General features: G+C 71.2%; 16 protein-coding genes. 13 read left to right on the top strand and 3 right to left on the bottom strand.

The features are described 5' to 3' along the window. Positions 1–738, top strand: a complete 738-nt coding sequence (locus tag AC0VYL_RS12415) for a methyltransferase domain-containing protein (protein WP_475483221.1) — start codon at positions 1–3, stop codon at positions 736–738. Between the two features lie 61 nt (positions 739–799). Here the strand turns inward: AC0VYL_RS12415 and AC0VYL_RS12410 are convergent, their stop codons facing one another. After that, the gene (locus AC0VYL_RS12410) at positions 800–1621 is read right to left on the bottom strand and encodes an SAM-dependent methyltransferase (protein WP_475452492.1); all 822 of its coding nucleotides are present in this window, start codon (positions 1619–1621) and stop codon (positions 800–802) included. Between the two features lie 757 nt (positions 1622–2378). Between AC0VYL_RS12410 and AC0VYL_RS12405 the strand changes: the two genes are divergently transcribed. From AC0VYL_RS12405 to AC0VYL_RS12375, 7 genes are all read left to right on the top strand, one after another. After that, positions 2379–3386 (top strand): class I SAM-dependent methyltransferase, encoded by a 1008-nt coding sequence (locus AC0VYL_RS12405; RefSeq protein ID WP_475483220.1) that lies wholly within the window; start codon positions 2379–2381, stop codon positions 3384–3386. A 42-nt stretch (positions 3387–3428) separates the two neighbouring features. Continuing rightward, on the top strand, positions 3429–4361 hold the full coding sequence (locus tag AC0VYL_RS12400; RefSeq protein ID WP_475483219.1) for an alpha/beta hydrolase: 933 nt from the start codon (positions 3429–3431) through the stop codon (positions 4359–4361). Between the two features lie 22 nt (positions 4362–4383). Beyond that, complete coding sequence (locus AC0VYL_RS12395; protein ID WP_475483218.1) at positions 4384–5172, top strand: class I SAM-dependent methyltransferase; 789 nt, start codon at positions 4384–4386, stop codon at positions 5170–5172. A gap of 41 nt (positions 5173–5213) precedes the next feature. Then, positions 5214–5987 (top strand): class I SAM-dependent DNA methyltransferase, encoded by a 774-nt coding sequence (locus AC0VYL_RS12390; RefSeq protein WP_475483217.1) that lies wholly within the window; start codon positions 5214–5216, stop codon positions 5985–5987. A 4-nt stretch (positions 5988–5991) separates the two neighbouring features. Further along, complete coding sequence (locus AC0VYL_RS12385) at positions 5992–7662, top strand: carbamoyltransferase N-terminal domain-containing protein (protein WP_475483216.1); 1671 nt, start codon at positions 5992–5994, stop codon at positions 7660–7662. Positions 7663–7805: 143 nt separating this feature from the next. Continuing rightward, entirely contained in the window at positions 7806–8978 is a 1173-nt protein-coding gene (locus AC0VYL_RS12380; protein ID WP_475483215.1) for a hypothetical protein, read from the top strand. Next, on the top strand, positions 8975–10399 hold the full coding sequence (locus AC0VYL_RS12375; RefSeq protein WP_475483214.1) for a pyridoxal-dependent decarboxylase: 1425 nt from the start codon (positions 8975–8977) through the stop codon (positions 10397–10399). Before AC0VYL_RS12380 ends, AC0VYL_RS12375 begins: the two co-directional genes overlap by 4 nt. 354 nt (positions 10400–10753) lie before the next feature. On the opposite strand, the gene AC0VYL_RS12370 is transcribed toward AC0VYL_RS12375, so the two are convergent. Continuing rightward, complete coding sequence (locus AC0VYL_RS12370; RefSeq protein ID WP_475483213.1) at positions 10754–11824, bottom strand: pentapeptide repeat-containing protein; 1071 nt, start codon at positions 11822–11824, stop codon at positions 10754–10756. Positions 11825–11923: 99 nt separating this feature from the next. Continuing rightward, positions 11924–13471 (bottom strand): fatty acyl-CoA synthetase, encoded by a 1548-nt coding sequence (locus AC0VYL_RS12365; RefSeq protein WP_475483212.1) that lies wholly within the window; start codon positions 13469–13471, stop codon positions 11924–11926. 263 nt (positions 13472–13734) lie between these two features. On the opposite strand from AC0VYL_RS12365, the gene AC0VYL_RS12360 reads away from it, so the two are divergent. Genes AC0VYL_RS12360 through AC0VYL_RS12340 form a run of 5 tightly spaced genes read left to right on the top strand, consistent with a single transcriptional unit; the run spans position 13735 to position 18524 of the window. Beyond that, entirely contained in the window at positions 13735–14346 is a 612-nt protein-coding gene (locus AC0VYL_RS12360) for a M15 family metallopeptidase (RefSeq protein WP_475483211.1), read from the top strand. Further along, positions 14343–15485 carry an alanine racemase gene (gene alr / locus AC0VYL_RS12355; RefSeq protein WP_475483210.1) on the top strand — a complete coding sequence of 381 codons (1143 nt, stop codon included), beginning with the start codon at positions 14343–14345 and terminating at the stop codon, positions 15483–15485. Before AC0VYL_RS12360 ends, alr begins: the two co-directional genes overlap by 4 nt. Further along, positions 15482–16489, top strand: a complete 1008-nt coding sequence (locus AC0VYL_RS12350) for a D-alanine--D-alanine ligase family protein (RefSeq protein ID WP_475483209.1) — start codon at positions 15482–15484, stop codon at positions 16487–16489. The genes alr and AC0VYL_RS12350 overlap by 4 nt, the downstream gene beginning before the upstream one ends. A gap of 56 nt (positions 16490–16545) precedes the next feature. Further along, on the top strand, positions 16546–17853 hold the full coding sequence (locus AC0VYL_RS12345; protein ID WP_475483208.1) for a sensor histidine kinase: 1308 nt from the start codon (positions 16546–16548) through the stop codon (positions 17851–17853). Further along, the gene (locus tag AC0VYL_RS12340; RefSeq protein WP_475483207.1) at positions 17850–18524 is read left to right on the top strand and encodes a response regulator; all 675 of its coding nucleotides are present in this window, start codon (positions 17850–17852) and stop codon (positions 18522–18524) included. The genes AC0VYL_RS12345 and AC0VYL_RS12340 overlap by 4 nt, the downstream gene beginning before the upstream one ends. Positions 18525–18772: the final 248 nt, after the last annotated feature.

Genomic DNA, 18772 nt, shown 5'->3' with positions numbered 1-18772 from the left:
ATGTTCGTCAGCGCGCGGAACTTCGCGGAGTACCGGTCCATGTTCACGCTCTCGGACCACGACCTGTCGTTGCGGATCCTCGACTGTCCGGGCGGTGCCGCGAGCTTCACCGCCGAGGCCCGCGCCCGGGGCGCGGACGTCACGGCGGTGGACCCCGAGTACGGCGTCGACCGGGGCAAACTGGCCGAGCTGGCCCTGTTGGAGAACGAGCACAAACACGCCGACCTCCTCGAACACGAGTCGGACTTCGTGTGGACGTGGTTCGAGGACCCCGAGCAGTACACGCGGCTGCGCTCGGAGTCGGCGCGCCGGTTCGGCGCGGACGTCACCGCGCACCCCGAGCGCTACGTCGAGGGTTCCCTGCCCGATCTGCCCTTCCCCGACAGTTCCTTCGACCTGGTGCTCAGCTCACACCTGCTGTTCTCCTACGGAAGGCAGCTGGACGAGGAGTTCCACCGGGAGGCGCTGCTGGAGCTGGTGCGCCTGTCCCGCTGGGAGGTGCGGCTGTACCCGCTGTTCCAGCACGCCGACTTCACGCGCTACCCGCAGCTGGACCGGACGCGGGAGTTCCTGGCCGAGTGCGGGGTGCCCTCGCGGGTGGAACGGGTGGAGTACGCGTTCGACCCCGGGGACGAGGAGATGCTGGTCCTGGAGTGCGCCGACCGCGGGGACCTGCCCCGGAGCGCCGACCTCCGTGACCAGCGCGACCCGGTCCGCTGGCGGCACCTGACCCCCTGACCCCCGGGGCGCCCCTCCCCGGGGCGCCTCCGGGCGGGCCGTCACCGGCACCGCCCCGTCCTCAGGGCTTGCGGGCCACGCCGCCGTACTGGTCCAGGCCGCGCCGGGCGCTGAGCTCCCCCGCCAGCGGACGCCACCTGGGGCACGGGACCACACCGGGCTCCAGCAGGTCCAGCCCGTCGAAGCGGGCGGCGAGCGCCTCCGGGCTGCGCAGGAGGTAGGGGTCGTCTCCGTGCTTGTTGCCCGCCTCGATGGCCTCGTTGTAGGCCTCGCTGGTGTTGGTGCCGTCGTAACTGGCCAGGTAGCTGCCGGAGGGCAGCGCGTCCACCAGCGTCCGGACGATCGGCTGGAGGTCCTCGTCCGGGATGTGGCCGAGCACGCCCATCAGCATGAGCGCGACGGGCTGGTCGAAGTCCAGGGTCGCGGCGGCCCGCTCCAGGATCGCCCCGGGGTCGCGCAGGTCGGCGTCGACGTAGTCGGTGACGCCCTCGGGGGTCCCCACGAGAAGGGCGCGCGCGTGCGCGAGCACGAGCGGGTCGTTGTCCACGTAGACGACGCGGCACTCGGGAGCGATCCCCTGGGCGACCTCGTGGGTGTTGTTGGCGGTGGGCATGCCGGTCCCGATGTCGAGGAACTGGCGGATCCCCGCCTCCCGCGTCAGGTGGGTGACGACGCGGTTGAGGAACTCCCGGCTGGTGCGGGCCAGGTCGACGATCTCGGGGAAGGACTCCGCCACCTGGTCGCCCGCGACGCGGTCGATCGGGTAGTGGTCCTTGCCTCCCATCCAGTAGTTCCAGATCCGGGCCGAGTGGGTCCGGGTGGTGTCGATGGGGGAAGGCCGGCCGAAGCCGTCGGAGGTGGGCTGGGTGGGGGCGTCGGACATGGGAGCATCTACCTCTACACGCAGGGGGTCGCGCCGTGCGGCCGGGCGGTCTCCGCACGTCTCGGACGGCGATCGCTCCCAGCCAGAAGCCGTTCGCCCCAACCATAGGGGAAATCGCCCCTTAGGGGGGTATGCGCGGTGTGCGCCCCGGGCCGCGTCGCGCTCCCAGCTCACACCTGGACTCACCGACACCACCGGGCGGACTCCGTCACATACGCACCATGTTTCCCACGGGCCGTCGTCCACCTCATCTCCCGCGTGCGAAACAGAACCGCACCCAAACAAACTCCGACTCTTTCTTTATCCCAAGAAACATGGGATCACAGGATGACTAGAGACTCGCAGCATAATTCCACTGGTAGGCGCCCCTTTAATCCGCCGCCCCGCCTTGACCACTTGAATCAAATCCGCCAATCCCGACCCCATTGACGCGTTCAACTGGCACTTTCCGTGAGCATCTTGACACCCGCTGAGTTCTTGGTTTAACTGAAGTCCACTCACTCGAGTGTCACACCGCGCACAGTGGGAGTTCACGTTCGGCGAAAGTCGGCCATGAACACCCCTCCCCTCGCGAGTGCTAATGAATGACCCCCTGGGGGGGCACATCCCCCTCGGATGATTTCAACAAAGGACACTCAGCGAGTTTTATACTCCGGGCCACGGGAAGGCCCACGGAGCTGCGCAATGAGTTCGTCCCCGTCACCCCCACGCGGGACGGGCTGGTGTTTGTTGCTGTCGATTTCAGGAGAACCTTGTGGTGACGAGTGCGACGCAGCGCCTTTACGAAGACTTCCCTTTCCCCTCACCGGGCGCGGACCGGCCGCTGATCAGCGTCGTCGCGGACGAGCTCCCCCTCGTGGTCGAGGGCGGACTGCGGGACGGGTGGAGCGTCCTCGACGCCGGCTGCGGCACGGGGCACACCCTCGTCGGGCTCGCCAAGGCCCACCCGAAGGTCCGCTTCGTCGGGCTGGAGCCCTCCGGAGCCTCCCGCGCCATCGCCCGGCGCCTGGCCGACGACCACGGCGTCACCAACCTCGACATCGTCGACGGGGCCATGCCCCACACCGCGCTCGACCAGCGCTTCGACCTCATCTACAGCTACGGCGTCGTCCACCACCTGCCGGACCCGCGCGCGGGCCTGGAGTGGCTGTGCCGCCACCTCTCCGAGGACGGCCTGCTGCACCTGTGGTTGTACAACGACGTCGGTGAGGCCCAGCGCATGCGGGACCGCGAGCTCGTCCAGCTCCTCTCCCCCGCCGACGACGGGGCCGCCCGGGGACTGGGTGTGGTGCGCGCCCTGGGCCTCTCGCTGTCCCTCGACGCCTACGGCATGCCGGGGGCGTGGGCGGGATCGGCCCTGGACCCCGAGGAACAGGACGTCTTCGACGCGGACGCCTATCTCAATCCGGTCGTGCACACCCTGCGTTTCGGAGACCTTCCGGGACTTCTTGACGGACTCGGTATGGAATGGGTGGCCGCCGATCGTGTTTACGGTCCGCGCGGAGCACCGTACCTGGACCTCGACGGCACGGACGATATCCCCGCCGGTCAGGTCGAGACGGTACGACCCGAGGAACTCTTCGACGACCCAGAACTGCGCAGGAGAATCGTCGACCTCCCTGTGGCGGAGCGGGCGCGCGCCGTGGAACTGTCTTTGCAGCCCACCGGATTCCGGATCCTGGCGGGACGCGGAAACAGTTGGGAGAAACCCACTCGGCGCGTACGCGGCAACCTCCTGACGCGCTTTCCGCGTGCGCCCAGGTAACGCCCGGGTGAATTCTTCCCCCCAAAGAAGAAAGAGTGATCGGTGGCGCTCGACCCACAGGTGAAGCAGTTCTTTCTCGATCCCGTCAACGACTCCCCGTCACCCGACGACCTCACCCTGGCGGAGTTCCGCGCCGCGGTGGAGGCGATGACCTCGTTCTGCGCACCCGCCGCTCGGGACGTCCACACGCGGGACGGCGCGGTCCCCTCGCCCTGGGGCCCGGTGCCCTTCCGCGTCTACCACCCGGAACCCGGGATCCCCCTGCCGCTGGTGGTGTACTTCCACGGAGGCGGCTGGATGTCGGGCGGCATCGACTACATGGAGCCCCCGCTGCGCTCCCTCGCCGCCGAGGCGGGTGTCGTGGTGGCGAACGTGGGCTACCGCCTCGCCCCGGAGCACCCCTACCCCGCCGCCCGGCGCGACGCCGAGGCCGTGACCGCCTGGATGTACGAGAACGCCGGGGAGCTGGACGCGGACCCGGAACGGCTCGTGGTCGCGGGCGACAGCGCGGGGGCCAACCTCGCGGCGGTCGTCGCCCTGACCTTCCGGGGCTCCGGCACACGCGTCGGGCACCAGCTGCTGATCAACCCGGCGATCGACCCCCGGATGGACAGCGCGTCCTACCGGGAGTTCGCGGAGGGCCACCAGAACACCGCCTCGATGATGGAGCGGTGCTGGCGCACCTACCTCGACCGGCCGGAGGGCCCGCTGCACGAGGTGCCCTGGCAGGCCGCCCCCGCGTTCGTCGACGACCTGACCGGGGCCCCGCCGACCACCGTCATCACCGTCGAGTACGACCCGCTGCGGGACGAGGGCGAACACTTCGCGGCGCGCACGGCCGCGGCGGGGGTGCCGACCACCCTCGTCCGCTGTCCGGGCCTCATCCACTGCGCCATGCACCTCGACGGAATCGCTCCACGCGCCGCTGACCTGCGGGGCCACGCCGTTCGTGCGCTCCGGGCGGCCTTCGCCTGAGCACGCAGAGAGGACACAACGCATGACTCCACCACACGACTACGCGCCCATGTACGGGTCCATCGCCGACATCTACGACCGCCTGGACGACTGGATCGTCGACAACTGGCACGAGAAACCGGTCCCCGAACGGGTGGCCTTCCTCCGGGACTGGTGGGCGAAGCAGGGCGGGGAGGTCCGGCACGTCCTGGACCTCTGCTGCGGAACCGGCAGCGTCCTCGCGGAACTCGCCCGCGCGGGCCACACCGTGACCGGGCTCGACCAGTCCCCCGAGATGCTCGGCTACGCGCGCCAGCGGCTGGCGGACGAACCCCAGCTGGTGCGGGCCGCGCTGCCGGAGATCCCGCTGCGGCCCGCCAGCGTGGACGCGGTCTGCTCCACGGGAGCGGCCCTGAACTACACGGCCAGCGAGGAGGACCTGAGCGCCGTCTTCGCGGGGGTCCACCGGGTCCTGCGCCCGGGCGGCACCTTCGTCTTCGACATCCTCTCCCGGCACATGCTGACCGAACACGCCGGGCGGCAGGTCTGGGCGGAGGACCAGGACGACTTCGCCTTCGTCTGGGAGTTCACCAACCCCACCGACGAGTACAGCGACGCCTACTACACCCAGTTCCTCCGCCAGGGCGGCCCCGGGTCCGACACGTACGTGCGCACCCGGGAGAGGCACCGTCTCTACGTGCTCGACCCGGCGGTGATCCGCCGCAGCGCCCAACGGGCGGGCCTCACGCACACGGGCACGCTGGACAACTACACCAACGCGCCCGCGCACGAGCGGACTCTGTACGAGACGTGGGCCTTCCTCCGCGACTGACCGGACACCAGGGGAGTTTTGTGATGCAGGGACAACCGCAAGTGGACCTTCCGGAACCGTACGCGGCGACGGCCGACGTGTACGACCGCCTCGTGGACTACGCCATCACCCAGTGGGGCGAGTCACCCAGGCAGCAGATGGCCGACTTCATCGAGGACGTGTGGGTCGAGCGCGCGCAGAGGGTGCGCCGGGTCCTGGAGCTGTGCTGCGGCACGGGGCTCATGACGCGGCAGCTCGTCGAGCGCGGCTACGAGGTGACCGCCGTGGACCGGTCCGAGACGATGCTGGCCCTGGCCAAGGCGCGTCTGGGCGACCGGGCCGACTTCCGGCAGATCGAACTGCCGGACGCGCTGCCCGAGGGCGCCGACGCGGTGGTGTGCACCGCCGCGGCCTTCAACTACCAGCCCGACCCGGCGACGCTGGGCGCGACCTTCCGCGCCGTGGCGGCGGTCCTGCCGCCGGGCGGGGTCTTCGTCTTCGACATCGAGACCGCGGCCCTGCTCAAGGGGCACTGGGGCAACCGCATGTGGGCCGGAGACCAGGGCGACCTGGCGTTCATCTGGGACTTCACCAGCGAACCCGACACCACCTACTGCGACCTGCACTACTCGCAGTTCACCCGTGAGGGCGACGGCTCCTACACGGGGACCCGCGAGGTGCACCGGCTCTACGCGATCGAGGACGACGACATCCGCGCCCAGGCCCACGCCGCCGGGTTCCCCGACGCCCGGGTCTACGAGAACTACTCGCCCCGGCCGGTCAACGAGTCCACCCGCTACGCGACCTGGGTGCTCACCCGCGCGGGAGAGGAGTGATCGGATGCTCGTCTGCGGACTGAAACTCACCCACGACGGCGGTCTGGCGCTGATCGAGGACGGCAGGCTCGTCACGTCGGTGGAGGCCGAGAAGCTGGACAACAACCGGCGCTTCCAGCCGCTGGACCGGTTGGAGACGGTGGCGGACGTCCTCGCGGAGGAGGGCGTGGCCGTCGCGGACGTCGACCGGTTCGTCGTCGACGGCTGGTTCGCCCCGCTGGGCCAGGACCAGGGCGCCCCCGTCCTGGAGCACGTGACCGACGGCGGCCGCGCCCTGCGGCTGCCCGTCGCCCCCTACATCGAGGGGCCCGACACGCACGTGCTCGACGTCCACCGCTTCCGTGGCCTGCCCCTGGGCGGGCGGGAGTACGAGTACACCAGCTACCACCACTCGGCGCAGCACCTCATGGGCGCCTACGCCGCGAGCCCCTTCCCCGGCCGGGGCGAGGACTCCCTGGTGCTGGTCTGGGACGGCGGCATGACCCCGGTGCTCTACCACGTGGAGCCCGAGCCCCTGCGCGTGACCCGTCTGGGCGAGCTGTTCCCGCTCTACGGTTCCGCGTTCGCGGACTTCTGCGCCGCCCTGCCGCCGTTCCACTCACCCGACGACCGGACCGACGCGGCACGGCACGCCATGCCCCGCAACCTGGACGTGGCCGGGAAGGCCATGGCCTACGCCGCCCTGGGCACCGACGAATCCCGGTACGACGACGTGCTGGACCGGATCCTCGGCGGACTCGACCTGTCCTTCACCAACGGGGACGACCTCGCCCGGGCCCTCACGGAGGAGGGCGGCGCGCGCTGGAGCGGCGCGAGCGACGCCGACCTGATCGCCACCTTCCAGGGCTACCTCGGACGCCGGCTCCGTGGGGCGCTCGCCGCCCGGATGGACGGGGCCGGCCTGCCGCCGCGCCTCGTCCTGGCGGGAGGGTGCGCGCTGAACATCAAGTGGAACAGCCTGTTGCGCTCCTGCGGCCTGTTCGAGCACGTGTGGGTCCCGCCCTTCCCCAACGACTCGGGTGCGGCCCTGGGGGCCGCGAGCGTGGAGTGGGCGCTGCACAGCGGACGCCCGGCCCTGGAGTGGGGCGTCTACCAGGGGCCGCGGGTGCGGCCCGCGGAGGCGGACCCCCCGGGCTACGTCTCCCGTCCCTGCGACGTCGACGAGCTCGCCCGGATCCTGCACGAACACGGTGAGCCGGTGATCGTGCTCAGCGGCCGGGCCGAACTGGGCCCCCGGGCCCTGGGGCACCGCAGCATCCTCGCGCCCGCCACGGACGCCTCGATGAAGAAGGTGCTCAACCGGGTCAAGGACCGTGAGGACTACCGCCCCGTCGCCCCCGTCTGCCTGGAGCACCGGGCGCCGGAGATCTTCTCGCCCGGGACACCGGACCCCTACATGATCTTCGACCACGGCACCCGCCCCGGCTGGGCGGACAAGGTCCCCGCGATCGTGCACCTGGACGGCACCGCCCGCCTCCAGACCGTCAACGAGGAGCAGTCCCCCCTGGTGCACCGGTTGCTGACCGCCTACGAGCGCCTGTCGGGCATCCCCCTGCTCTGCAACACCAGCGCCAACCACAAGGGGCGGGGCTTCTTCCCCGACGTGGCCTCGGCCGCCGCGTGGGGCGGTGTCGCGACCCTCTGGTCCGACGGTCGCCTCTACCAACCGGAGTGAGCGGCGACAGTACCGGGACCAGGCGGACACGCCGAAGCCAGTACGTGGCGGGGCGTGTGGCTCCGCCACGGTTTCCGACCACGTGATCGGGTGCGGACCCCGGAGGAGCCGGGGCCGCACCCCGTCTGGAGAGATCCCCAACCATGACCACCGTCAGTGAGAGCGCGCGGCGCGCCCTGGAGACCTGGGTTCTCCGGGGCCGCCCGTCCGCGTCGTACGAGTTCCCCCACCGGGCCGTCGTCGAGGCGGTCCGCGCACACGGGATCAACCAACTCCCCCACGCACTGAACGACCTGCTGGTCCACGCCTGGGAACAGGGACGCAAGAGGGACCCCGCGCCGGGAGGCCCGGAGTGGGTGACCACCCTGTGGTTGGAGTGCCTGACCAGCCGTGCGCGCGGCGCACCCTCCTACGGCGCCTACACGATGACGACCCTGCTGGAGCGGTGGTGCCGACTGGGCGACCTCCCCGACCGCCTGACCCGGATCTCCGCGCTGCTGGCCGCCGACATGATCCGTCACGAACTCCGGCGCGGCCTGCGCGAGGGCGACGACGGCCGACGGCGCTCGCTCCTGGTCGCCGCGGCGAGGTTCGCACAGGGCCTGACCCCCGCGCCCGGCTGGACCGGGGCCCACGACAGTGTGCACCTGGAGTCGCCTCCGGAGGCCGTGCGGCGGTGCAACCGGCTGCTGTCGGGAGGCGGCGCGGGGCTGCCCCCGACGCTCGCCCTCCTGGTGGAGGGCACCGTGCCGGTGGCGACCCGGGAGCCGGACGAGCCGCTGTTCATCCGCTCCGTGCAGGTCATGGAACTGCTCGCCGTCCTGGCGGCCGAGTACGCCGACGCGGCCCACGAGGCCGCACGGGCCAACGAGACGTCCTCCCTGGAGACGCCGCTGGCGGGGATCACCGACGCCCTCGCCCACGCCCGTCGCTGCTTCCGCCTCGTCGCGCTGATCGACCCGGGCCAGTTCGCGACCATCCGCGCGGCCACCGCCGGTACCGGCGCGTTGCAGTCGGAGGGTTTCGCCCGGCTGGAGCGCCGCTGCCGGGGCACGGCCGGGGTGCGCCCGGAGACCGTCGGAGCCGTCGGTCTCGACGCGGTCCCCGCACCGGCCCCCTCCCTGGGGGACACGCTCCGCAAGACCGTGACCGACGAACGACACCTGCGGGGTGTCGAGGCCGTGAACGAGCAGTGGGCGCGGTGGAAGCACACCCACTACGGCGTCGCGAAGAGGATCATCGGTGACGTGCCCGGCACGGGAGGCACCGACGGGGTGCGCTACCTGGCCCGCCATCTCAAGGAGCCGCTGCTGTGAACGACCCGCACATGAGCCCGCAGGAGTTCCGCGAGCACGGGTACCGGACGATCGACTGGATCGCCGACTACTGGGAGAGCCTGGAGAGCCGACCGGTCGCCGCTCCGGTGGAGCCCGGCTCCGTGCGGGAGCGGCTCCCCCAGGACCCGCCCGAGTCGGGTGAGCCCTTCGACCGCTTCCTCCGCGACATGGAGGACGTGGTCGCACCGGCGCTCCTGCACTGGCAGCACCCGCGGTTCTTTGGCTACTTCCCGGCCAACGCCTCCGGCCCCGCCGTCCTGGGGGACCTCCTCGCCTCTGGTCTCGGCGTGCAGGGCATGAACTGGAACACCAGTCCGGCGTGCACCGAGGTCGAACAGCACATGCTGGAGTGGATGCGGCGGACCCTCGGACTGCCGGAACGGTTCCGCGACGGGGGCGTCATCCAGGACACCGCCTCCAGCGCCGTGCTGGTGGCGGTCCTGGCCGCGTTGCAGCGGGCCACCGGGGGTCGCAGCCGTGAGGTCGGGACCGGCGGTCAGCGCTACGCGGTGTACCTCACGAGCGAGACCCACTCCGCCGCGACGAAGGCCGCCGTCATCGCGGGCCTGGGCCTGGGGTCGGTGCGCACCGTCGCCACCGGTGCGGACGGCGCCATGCTCCCGGAGGAGCTGCGCGCTCGGATCGAGGCGGACCTGGGCAACGGGGTCACACCGCTGATGGCCGTGGCCACACGCGGTACGACCTCCGCCCTGGCCTTCGACCCGCTGGAGGAGGTCGGGGCCGTCTGCCGGAACCACGACGTGTGGCTGCACGTCGACGCCGCGTACGCCGGGGTGGCCGGGGTGTGCGAGGACCTGCGCTGGGTCAACGCCGGGGTCGAGTACGCGGACTCGTACTGCACGAACCCGCACAAGTGGCTGCTGACCAACTTCGACTGCGACCTGTTCTGGGTGGCCGACCACGACGCCCTCACCGGCGCGCTCAGCGTGCTGCCGGAGTACCTGCGCAACACCGCGTCGGACTCCGGACGGGTGACCGACTTCCGGCACTGGCAGATCCCGCTCGGGCGGCGCTTCCGCGCCCTGAAGCTGTGGTCGGTGCTGCGCTGGTACGGCGTCGAGGGCCTCCGGGGTCACGTGCGCGTCGGCGTCGAACACGCCCGGATGTTCGCGGACCTGGTCCGCGCCGACGACCGGTTCGAGCTGACCCGGGACCCGTGTCTGGGGCTCGTGTGCTTCCGCCTGACGGCGGACGGCGCGACCAACGAGGCACAGCACCGGCTCATGGAGACCGTCAACACCGAGGGGACGACGTTCCTGACCCACTCCGAACGGGACGGGCAGGTGTTCCTCCGCTTCGCCACGGGAGGGACGTTCACCCGCGACCACCACGTGGTCGAGGCGTGGAAGGCCCTCCAGGGAGCGGTCACGGAGGGGTGACCGAAGGGCCGTGGGAACCAGGCACCGTCCGCCCGGTCCCACGGCCCCGAAGCACGCCGGGAGGATCCCTGCCACACCACGCGGAACCGCTGCGCCCCTCCCCCGGCTGGCCACGCGTGGAGTGGTGAACACCGCTCTCAAGGTGGCGAGTTGGACGCACCAACGCGCTCCGCCGATTCGACGCACTGGCGGATGAAGGCCCTGAACCCGGTCGCCGTCCAGCTGGTCCCCGCCTCAGCGTCCGCCGTCGTGATGTGGGAACGGCTCGGCGGTCGCGGTACGGCGACCGCCCGCGCCCCTCCCTTCGGGCGAGGAGCGGGCCGGTGCCCCGACTGGATCGCGGACCGCGTCCGATCAGCCCTGGCGGGACGGCCCGACCAGCCCGCCCTCCTGGTCGAACCACCCCGCTGACCGGCGGGGGCGCGGACGTCCCCCTCCCTCCGGGAGGTCCACCTCTTCGTCCATGGGCAGGATGTACCCCGCACCTTGGTGTTCCCGCAGGGCCCATCCCAGGGGAACCCGGTGGTGCGGGTACGCGGGCAGCGTGGCCTGGGAGAAGCAGAACCCCCTGGATCCGTCCACTCCGGTGAAGTCGGCCAGATCATGGAAGACCGCTCGCTCGAACGAGATCTCCGATCGGAAGTCCACGTTCGCGAAGACCGCCTCAAGCCTGAACTCGGCCGTCTCGAACTGGGCGTCCCGGTGGAAGACCGCACGGGTGAAGCGTGCGTCCCCCGCAAAGGACGCGGACAGGAAGGACGCCTTCGCCCGGAAAACCGCCCCTTCGAAGTCCGCTGCGCACTCGAACGTGGACTTGTGAAACAACAGCACATCCTCGAAGGTCGCCCGCGTGAAGGTGACCGTCTGTCGAAAGCTCGAATTACGCAAGCTCACGAACCCCTGGAAGACGGCACCATCGAACCGGGCGTGGTTCCAGACCCGCATCCCCAACATCGTCGTGTCCCCGTGGAACTCGACCTCGCTGAAGTCGGCCTGGTCGAGCTCGGCGTCCATGAAGGAGAAGTCCCGAAGCAGCGCACCCCTCAGGTCGAGTCGCACGTCCCGCCACAGTTCCAGTTCGTCGCGCGAACACCGCCCCTGGTGGAAGTCATGTGCGGACAGCCTCCGGCTCAGGATCTCCTGGGCCTTCCCGCATGCCTGCCCAGCGTCCGTCCTCGACCAGTCACGCAGGAACGCGCACAGGGCGTCCACGACCGCCTGCCTGAGATCAGGGAAACCGCATCCCAAGGCCTCAAGCTCGTCGAGGGCTCCGGTCCGGAGTACCGACGGGCCGTCGAACAGTTGCAGCACGACCTCCGCCAGCCTCCTACGGGCCTGGTGCACCTCGTTGTTCGCCATGTCCAGGCGGACGTTCTGAGCCTGAATGAGGTAGCCGCTGTTGTCTCCGGAAAAGGAGTTACGCACTCCTTCACCCATTGCCGATCCTTCCCTTCTGCCTGGAAGACCGGGGCGGTGTGTGCGGCTCGCCGTCTGTCCATCGCACGAATTTCACCAGGGAGGTGATCACCGGTGCTGGGCCGTCGAGGCCGGGCGGTCGCGGAGTTCGCGCTTGAGGATCTTGCCCGAGGCGTTGCGGGGCAGCTCGCTGACCAACCGCACCGTCTTGGGCACCTTGAACGGCGCCAGGTGCTGGCGCACGTGCTTCACCAGGAGCTCCGGCAGCGCCTCGGTGTCGGCGTCCGCCGCGGGCACCACGTAGGCCGTCACCGCCTCGATCCACTTCTCGTCGGCCGTCCCGACCACCGCGGCCTCGGCCACCCCGGGGTGCGCGAACAACACGTCCTCGATCTCCCGCGAGGCCACCAGCACCCCGCCGGTGTTGATGACGTCCTTGATCCGGTCGACCACCTCGATGTACCCCTCGGCGTCGGCGCGCACCAGGTCACCGGAGTGGAACCACCCGTCCCGGAACGCCTCCTCGGTCTCCTCGGGCTTGTCCCAGTACCCGAGGCACAGCTGCGGCGACCGGTAGACCACCTCACCGAGCTCGCCCGGCGCGACCTCCGCGCCGTGCTCGTCCACCACGCGCAGCTCCACGAACAGGGTGGAGCGTCCGGCCGAGGCGGGCCGGTCGGCGTGGTCCTCGGGGCGCAGCACCGTGGCCAGCGGGCCGATCTCACTCTGCCCGAAGCAGTTGTAGAAGCCCAGGTCGGGCAGGGCGGAGCGGAGCCGGTCCAGGACCGGCCCGGGCATGATGGAGGCCCCGTAGTAGGCCTTGCGCAGGCTGGACAGGTCGCGGTCGTCGAACGAGGGGTGGTTGGCCATCGCCACCCACAGTGTGGGGGCGGCGAAGAAGGCCCCGTGCCCGTCGGCCTCGATCCGGTTCAGCAGGTCCGCGGGGTCGGGCGCCTCCACCAGGGTGTTGCGGGCGCCCACCGCCAGCCACGGCATCAGGAACACGTGCAGCTGTGCCGAATGGTAGAGGGGCATGGCGTGCAGGGGGTTGTCCCCGGCGTCGAGGTCCAGCCCCACCAGGCACGACAGGTACTCATGTACCAGGGCGCGGTGGGTCATCATGGCGCCCTTGGGTCTGGACGTGGTGCCGGAGGTGTACAGGAGCTGGACGAGGTCGGTGTCGGCCACCTCCGCGTCCAGTTCGGGCACCGGCCCCGCCGAGGCCTCCTCCAGCAGTGAGCCGGGGGCGTCGCGCAGCTCCAGCACCTGCTCCACCCCGGTCTCGGTGCGCAGGGCGTCCACCGCCGCCCGTAGCGAGGGGTCCACCAGGGCCACCGTGCTGCCGGACTGCTCCAGCAGGTAGGCCAGCTCCACGCCCTGGAGGGCGAAGTTGATGGGCACGTGCACCAGGCCGGCCCGCGCGCAGGCCAGGAACCCGATCAGGTAAGCGTCGGAGTTCCTTCCGTAGGCCGCGACGCGGTCGCCCTTGACCGCGCCCGTCGCCAGCAGGCGCGCGGCGGCCCGGGTGACCGCGTCGTCGAGCCCGGCGTAGGTCCACTCACGGTCGGCGAAGACCAGGGCGGTGTTCGCGGGGGTTCTGGCCGCGCTCCGCCGGAGGATGTCGTCCACGCGGCTGGAGGTCGTCAATGCGGTCATGGCACCTGTCTCTTCCCGTTGGTACGGCCCGGTGGGAGCCGGGCCGCGCACACAGGGACCCATCCTCGGGCCCCGCGAGGCGGCCCGGCAAGTCCGCACGGGCCGGGAACTCCCGCCGCCTCGGGACACCACCCCCTGATCACCGGGGAGGCGGAGCGGGTGTCGTCGAACGTCCGGGGTCTGACCGCTCCGGTACCTGAGGCGGTTCGACCGGTACCTCAGGGGGAGGTCCGGCCGCACCGCGCGTTCCTAGTGTCGTGGCCATGACGATTCTTCTCTCCGATCCCCGAGTCGCGGGCGTCCCGGTGCGCGACGACGGCAGCGACCTGGTCGCGGTCGAATTCGCACCCCTGGTCCTGGTGAGGCGTCCCCTGGCCGAGCGGCTCGTGCGGGCCCGCCGGAACCTGCCTGCGGGTGTCGACCTGAAGCTGGTCGAGGGCCACCGCAGCCTCGCCGACCAGCAGGAGATCATCGACAGGCACACCACGCAGGTGCGCGAGAGCCATCCGGACGCGGACGAGGCCGAGGTGCGCCGACTGTCGAGCCGCTTCGTGTCCCCGATCGGGGTCGCTCCGCACGTGGCCGGGGCCGCTGTCGATCTCACACTCGTCGACGCGCACGACCGCGAACTGCCCCTGGGGTCGCCGGTCGACGCCACACCTGAGGAGAGCGCGGGCGCCTGCTGGTTCGACGCGGACGTCGACGAACGGGCTCGGGCCAACCGGTCCCTGCTCGCCGCCGTCCTGGGCCGGGAAGGGCTGGTGAACTACCCGACCGAGTGGTGGCACTGGTCCTACGGCGACCGCTACTGGGCGTTGACGACCGGGGCACCGCACGCTCTGTTCGGGCCGGTCGAGCGCCCGGTGGCCGCGTGACCGCCGCGACGGTCCCGCGCACCGCCGCGGTTTCGGGCACCGTGACGCGTCCGCACCTCGAGACCGGCACCGACGCCGTGGCGGCCAACACCAGGCTCTTCTCCGAGCGCACGAACGCGGACCTCATGGCGGTGGTGAAGGCCGACGGCTTCGGCCACGGTTCGGTCGCGGTGGCTCGCACCGCGCTCGCCCATGGCGCCCGGTGGCTGGGGGTGACCTCGCTGGACGAGGCCCTGGTGCTGCGTCGTGCCGGGATCAGCGCGCCGGTCCTGAGCTGGCTCAACCCCGTGGACCTCGACGCCTCCGCGGCCGCCCGGCACAGCGTCGACCTGGGGGTCGCGAGTCGCGAGCACCTGAACCGCGTGGTGTCCGGCGCCACCCGGGCCGGTCGGCGGGTGCGTGTCCACCTGCACCTGGACACCGGGATGGCGCGCGACGGAGCCGCACCGGGCGACTGGCCGGAGCTCTGCGCCCGGGCCCGTGACGCGGAACGCGCCGGGCTGATCGAGGTCCTGGCGGTCATGGGGCACCTGCCGTGCGCCGACCGGCCCGGTGATCCGACCACGCTGTCGGGGCGCCGCGCCCTGCTCCACGGCCTGGACGTCGCCCGGGCCGCCGGGTTGCGTCCGGTACTGCGGCACCTGGCGTCGACCGCCGCCGCTCTGACCGACGCGACCACCCACCTGGACCTCGTGCGGGTGGGCGCCGGTCTGGTCGGGATCGATCCTTCGGGAACCACGGACCTGAACCCCGCGCTGCGGCTGACCGCCCCGGTGGTCCAGGTCCGCCGGGTCCCGGCCGGAGCCGGCATCGGTTACGGGCACTCCGACGTCACCGACCGACCCACCCACCTCGGGCTGATCCCGATCGGCTACGCCGACGGCCTGCCCCGTGTCGCCAGCGGGCGGGCCGAGGTCCTGGTCGGGGGGCGCCGCCGCAGACTGCGCGGACGGATCTCCATGGACCAGGCGGTCGTCGACCTCGGTGACGACCCGGTGCGGCCGGGCACGGGCGCCGTGGTCTTCGGTCCCGGCCGCGAAGGAGAGCCCACCGTCGAGGACTGGGCCCGTTGGAGCGACACCATCCCCCACGAAATCGTCACCGGCCTGGGGCCGCGACTGCTGAGGAGCACACTGTGAACTCTCCCGTGAACACCCCGCTCAGGGTCGCCGTGATCGGCGGCGGCCGCAACAGCGAACACGAGGTCTCCCTGGCCTCCGCCGCCTCCGTCGCCTCCGCCCTGGACGACGGGGACCGGTACGAGGTGGTCCCGCTGACCATCCGCCGGGACGGTCTCTGGTCCGGCCCGGGCGGCGCCGAGCTGGGCACGTCGGTCGCCCGGAGCCTGGCCGGGGCGGTGGGGATCCTGGCCGACTGCGACGTCGTCCTGCCGGTCGTGCACGGCCCCCGCGGCGAGGACGGTGCCCTGGCCGCGCTCTGTGACCTCGCCGGGGTCCCGTACGCGGGCTCACCGCTGCGCGCCGGTGCCCTGGGGATGGACAAGTGGGCGACCAAGCTCGTCGCCGAGGCCGTCGGTGTCGCGACCGCTCCGGGCCGGCTGGTCACGCGCGCCGACCCGGACGCCCCGGTCTTCGACCGCCCGGTGGTGGTCAAGCCGGTCGCCGCCGGTTCGAGCCACGGCGTGTCCCTGGCACGCGACGCCGCCGGGCTCCGTACGGCGCTGGAGCAGGCCCTGGAACTGGACGACCGCGCCTTGGTCGAGGACGTCGTCACCGGCCGCGAGATCGACCTGGCCGTCGCCGAACTCCCGGGTGGCGACCTGCGGATCAGCCCGCCGTTGGAGATCCTCCTCGACCACGGGCTCTTCGACACGACCACCAAGTACGACGGGTCCGCCCGGTTCGTGGTCTCCCCCGCGATGAAGGACGACGAGCACGCGGCGTTGCGGGAGGCCGCCGAACGGCTCTACCGGGCCCTGGGCTGCCGGGGCCTGGCCCGGGTGGACTTCTTCCTCACCGAGGACGGCCCCGTGCTGAACGAGGTGAACACCATGCCCGGGATGACCGACCAGTCGCAGGTGCCGAAGATGTTCGGGGCCGAGGGCTGGGGATACCGCGCTCTGTTGGAGACGTGGATCGACGCCGCACTGGGCGGGGTGGCCGTCCGCGACACGTTTGTGTGACCACCGACCGGGCGATGAACTCGCCATCGCCTACCGGAACGAGCACCATGATCGGTGTGAAACGTATTCGCCGCTACGCGCCCGACCTGGCGCTGGCCCTGCCCGTCCTCGCTGCCGCGGCCCTGGAGCTCGTCGCGCGTCTTCAGGGTGCGCCGACGCTGCTGGAGATGATCGTGTACTCGGGGGTGGGCGTCCCCCTCCGCAGCATCCCCCTGGATCCGGGCACGTACCAGCAGTACGCGCGGGTGTCGATGGTCACCGCGGCGGCCGTCATCGCGGCGGGTTCGGCACTGGCGTGCGCGTTGGCGCGCCACCAGGGCGCCTCCGCGCTGGTGGTCGTCTGGTTGACGGGCCTGGCACAGCTGTGGCTGGGCGGCGACATCCTGGCCGCCCAGCTCTCCGTCGTCTACGTGGCGTTCGCCCTCGCCCGCTGGGGCAGCCGGTCCGTGCTCTGGGCGAGCCTGGCCTCGATCCCGATCGGTACCGTGCTCGTGACCAACCACGTGCTCGACCAGCTGGGGCTGGTCTCTCTGAACGGGCGGGGTGCCCTGTCCGTGGTGGTCGCGAACTACCTCTTCGTCGCTCCGGTCGCCGCTCTGCTCCTGGGTGTGCCCTGGCTGACCGGGCTGGCCGTACGCACCACGCGCTCGGCGCGGGCCTCACAACGGGCGCGTGTGGAGGCGGAGAGGGAGACCGCCCGTTCCGACGAGATCGCCAGGCTGCGTTCCGAGCAGACCAGGCTCGCCCGGGACGTGCACGACGTGGTGGGCCACTCCCTCGCGGTGATCCTGGCCCAGGCCGAATCGGCCCAGTTCCGCGATCTCAAGGACGAGCGGATGATCCAGGAGACGCTCGCCAACATCGCCGCCACCTCACGCCGTTCCCTGAACGACGTGCGCTCGGTGCTCAGCTCGACCAGTGACGGTTCGGGAGCCGAGGAGCCGGGGAGCACCGACCTCAACGACCTGATCGAGGGGGTCCGGAGCGCGGGCAACGACATCGAGTCCTCCGTCAGCGGAGCCCCCCGTCCGCTGCCGCCGGAGATCCACGTGGTCGCCTACCGCGCACTCCAGGAGATGCTCACCAACGCCCTGAAACACGGCCGACGCGGAACCCGGGTGCGGGTCGGGCAGTGCTGGGACGACGGCCTGCACCTGGAGGTCGAGAACGCGGTCGGCACGGCGGCCCCGGACGCCCGGGACGCCCCGGACGGCCCCGGCGGCCCCGGACTGGGACAACAAGGTATGGTCCGACGATTGGAGTCCGTGGGCGGTCGACTGAGCTTCGGCCGGGCGACCGTCGACGGAGAGGAACGCTATGTCGCCCGGGCGTGGCTCCCCGTCCGAGCTGTGAGGAAGAGTTGAACGAGTCCGCACCGCCCATCCGGGTCCTGATCGTCGACGACCAGGACCTGTTCCGCACCGGCGTGGCGGTCATCATCGACTCCCAGCCCGACCTCGACGTGGTCGGACAGGCCGCGGACGGCCGCGAGGCGGTGCTGGCCGTCGACCGGCTCCAGCCGGACATCGTCCTGATGGACCTGCGGATGCCCGAACTCGACGGTGTCTCCGCGACCCGGGAGATCTTCGCCCCGGCGCGGGTGGCGCGCCGCCAGCACCCGGTACGGGTCGTGGTGCTCACCACCTTCGACCTCGACGAACGCGCCACCGCGGCGATCCGCTACGGAGCGAGCGGTTTCCTGCTCAAGGGCACCACCCCGGCGATGCTCTGCGACGCGATCCGTACGGTCCACCGTGGGAACGCCGTGCTGGCACCCAACGACCTCGCGACCCTCCTCGACGGTGACTACCGGGCCCGCACACCTCTGCCCAAGGAGTTCGAACAGCTCACGGAGAAGGAACGCGAGGTTCTCGACGCGGTCGCACGCGGTCTGAGCAACGCGGAGATCTCCGCTCGCGTCCACTCCAGCGAGTCCACGATCAAGACCCACGTGGGCTCGATCCTGCGCAAGCTCCGGCTGCGCGACCGGGTGCAGATCGCCGTCTTCGCCCACGAACACGACCTCGTCCGCTGACACCGCTGGTCACGACCGGCCGTGACCAGGCTGGTCGTGGTGGTGGCCCTGACCTGACCATAAAATGAGTACACTCATTATTGATAACACTCATTAAGGTGGCGTGGGTCAGGGGCCGGGAGAGACCGGCTCGTTGCGCACCGCACGGCTACGGAACTCGCGACCGCAACCGCCCCGACCTACACGGCGTCCGTGCTGACGAGACGCCACTCCACTCCGAACCTCACGGGTTCCATGCGGCGGGACGG

Source organism: Nocardiopsis sp. iso_238 (assembly GCF_056173325.1).
Note: the sequence above shows the minus strand (reverse complement) of the source record. Positions and strands in the feature narration are given on the sequence as shown.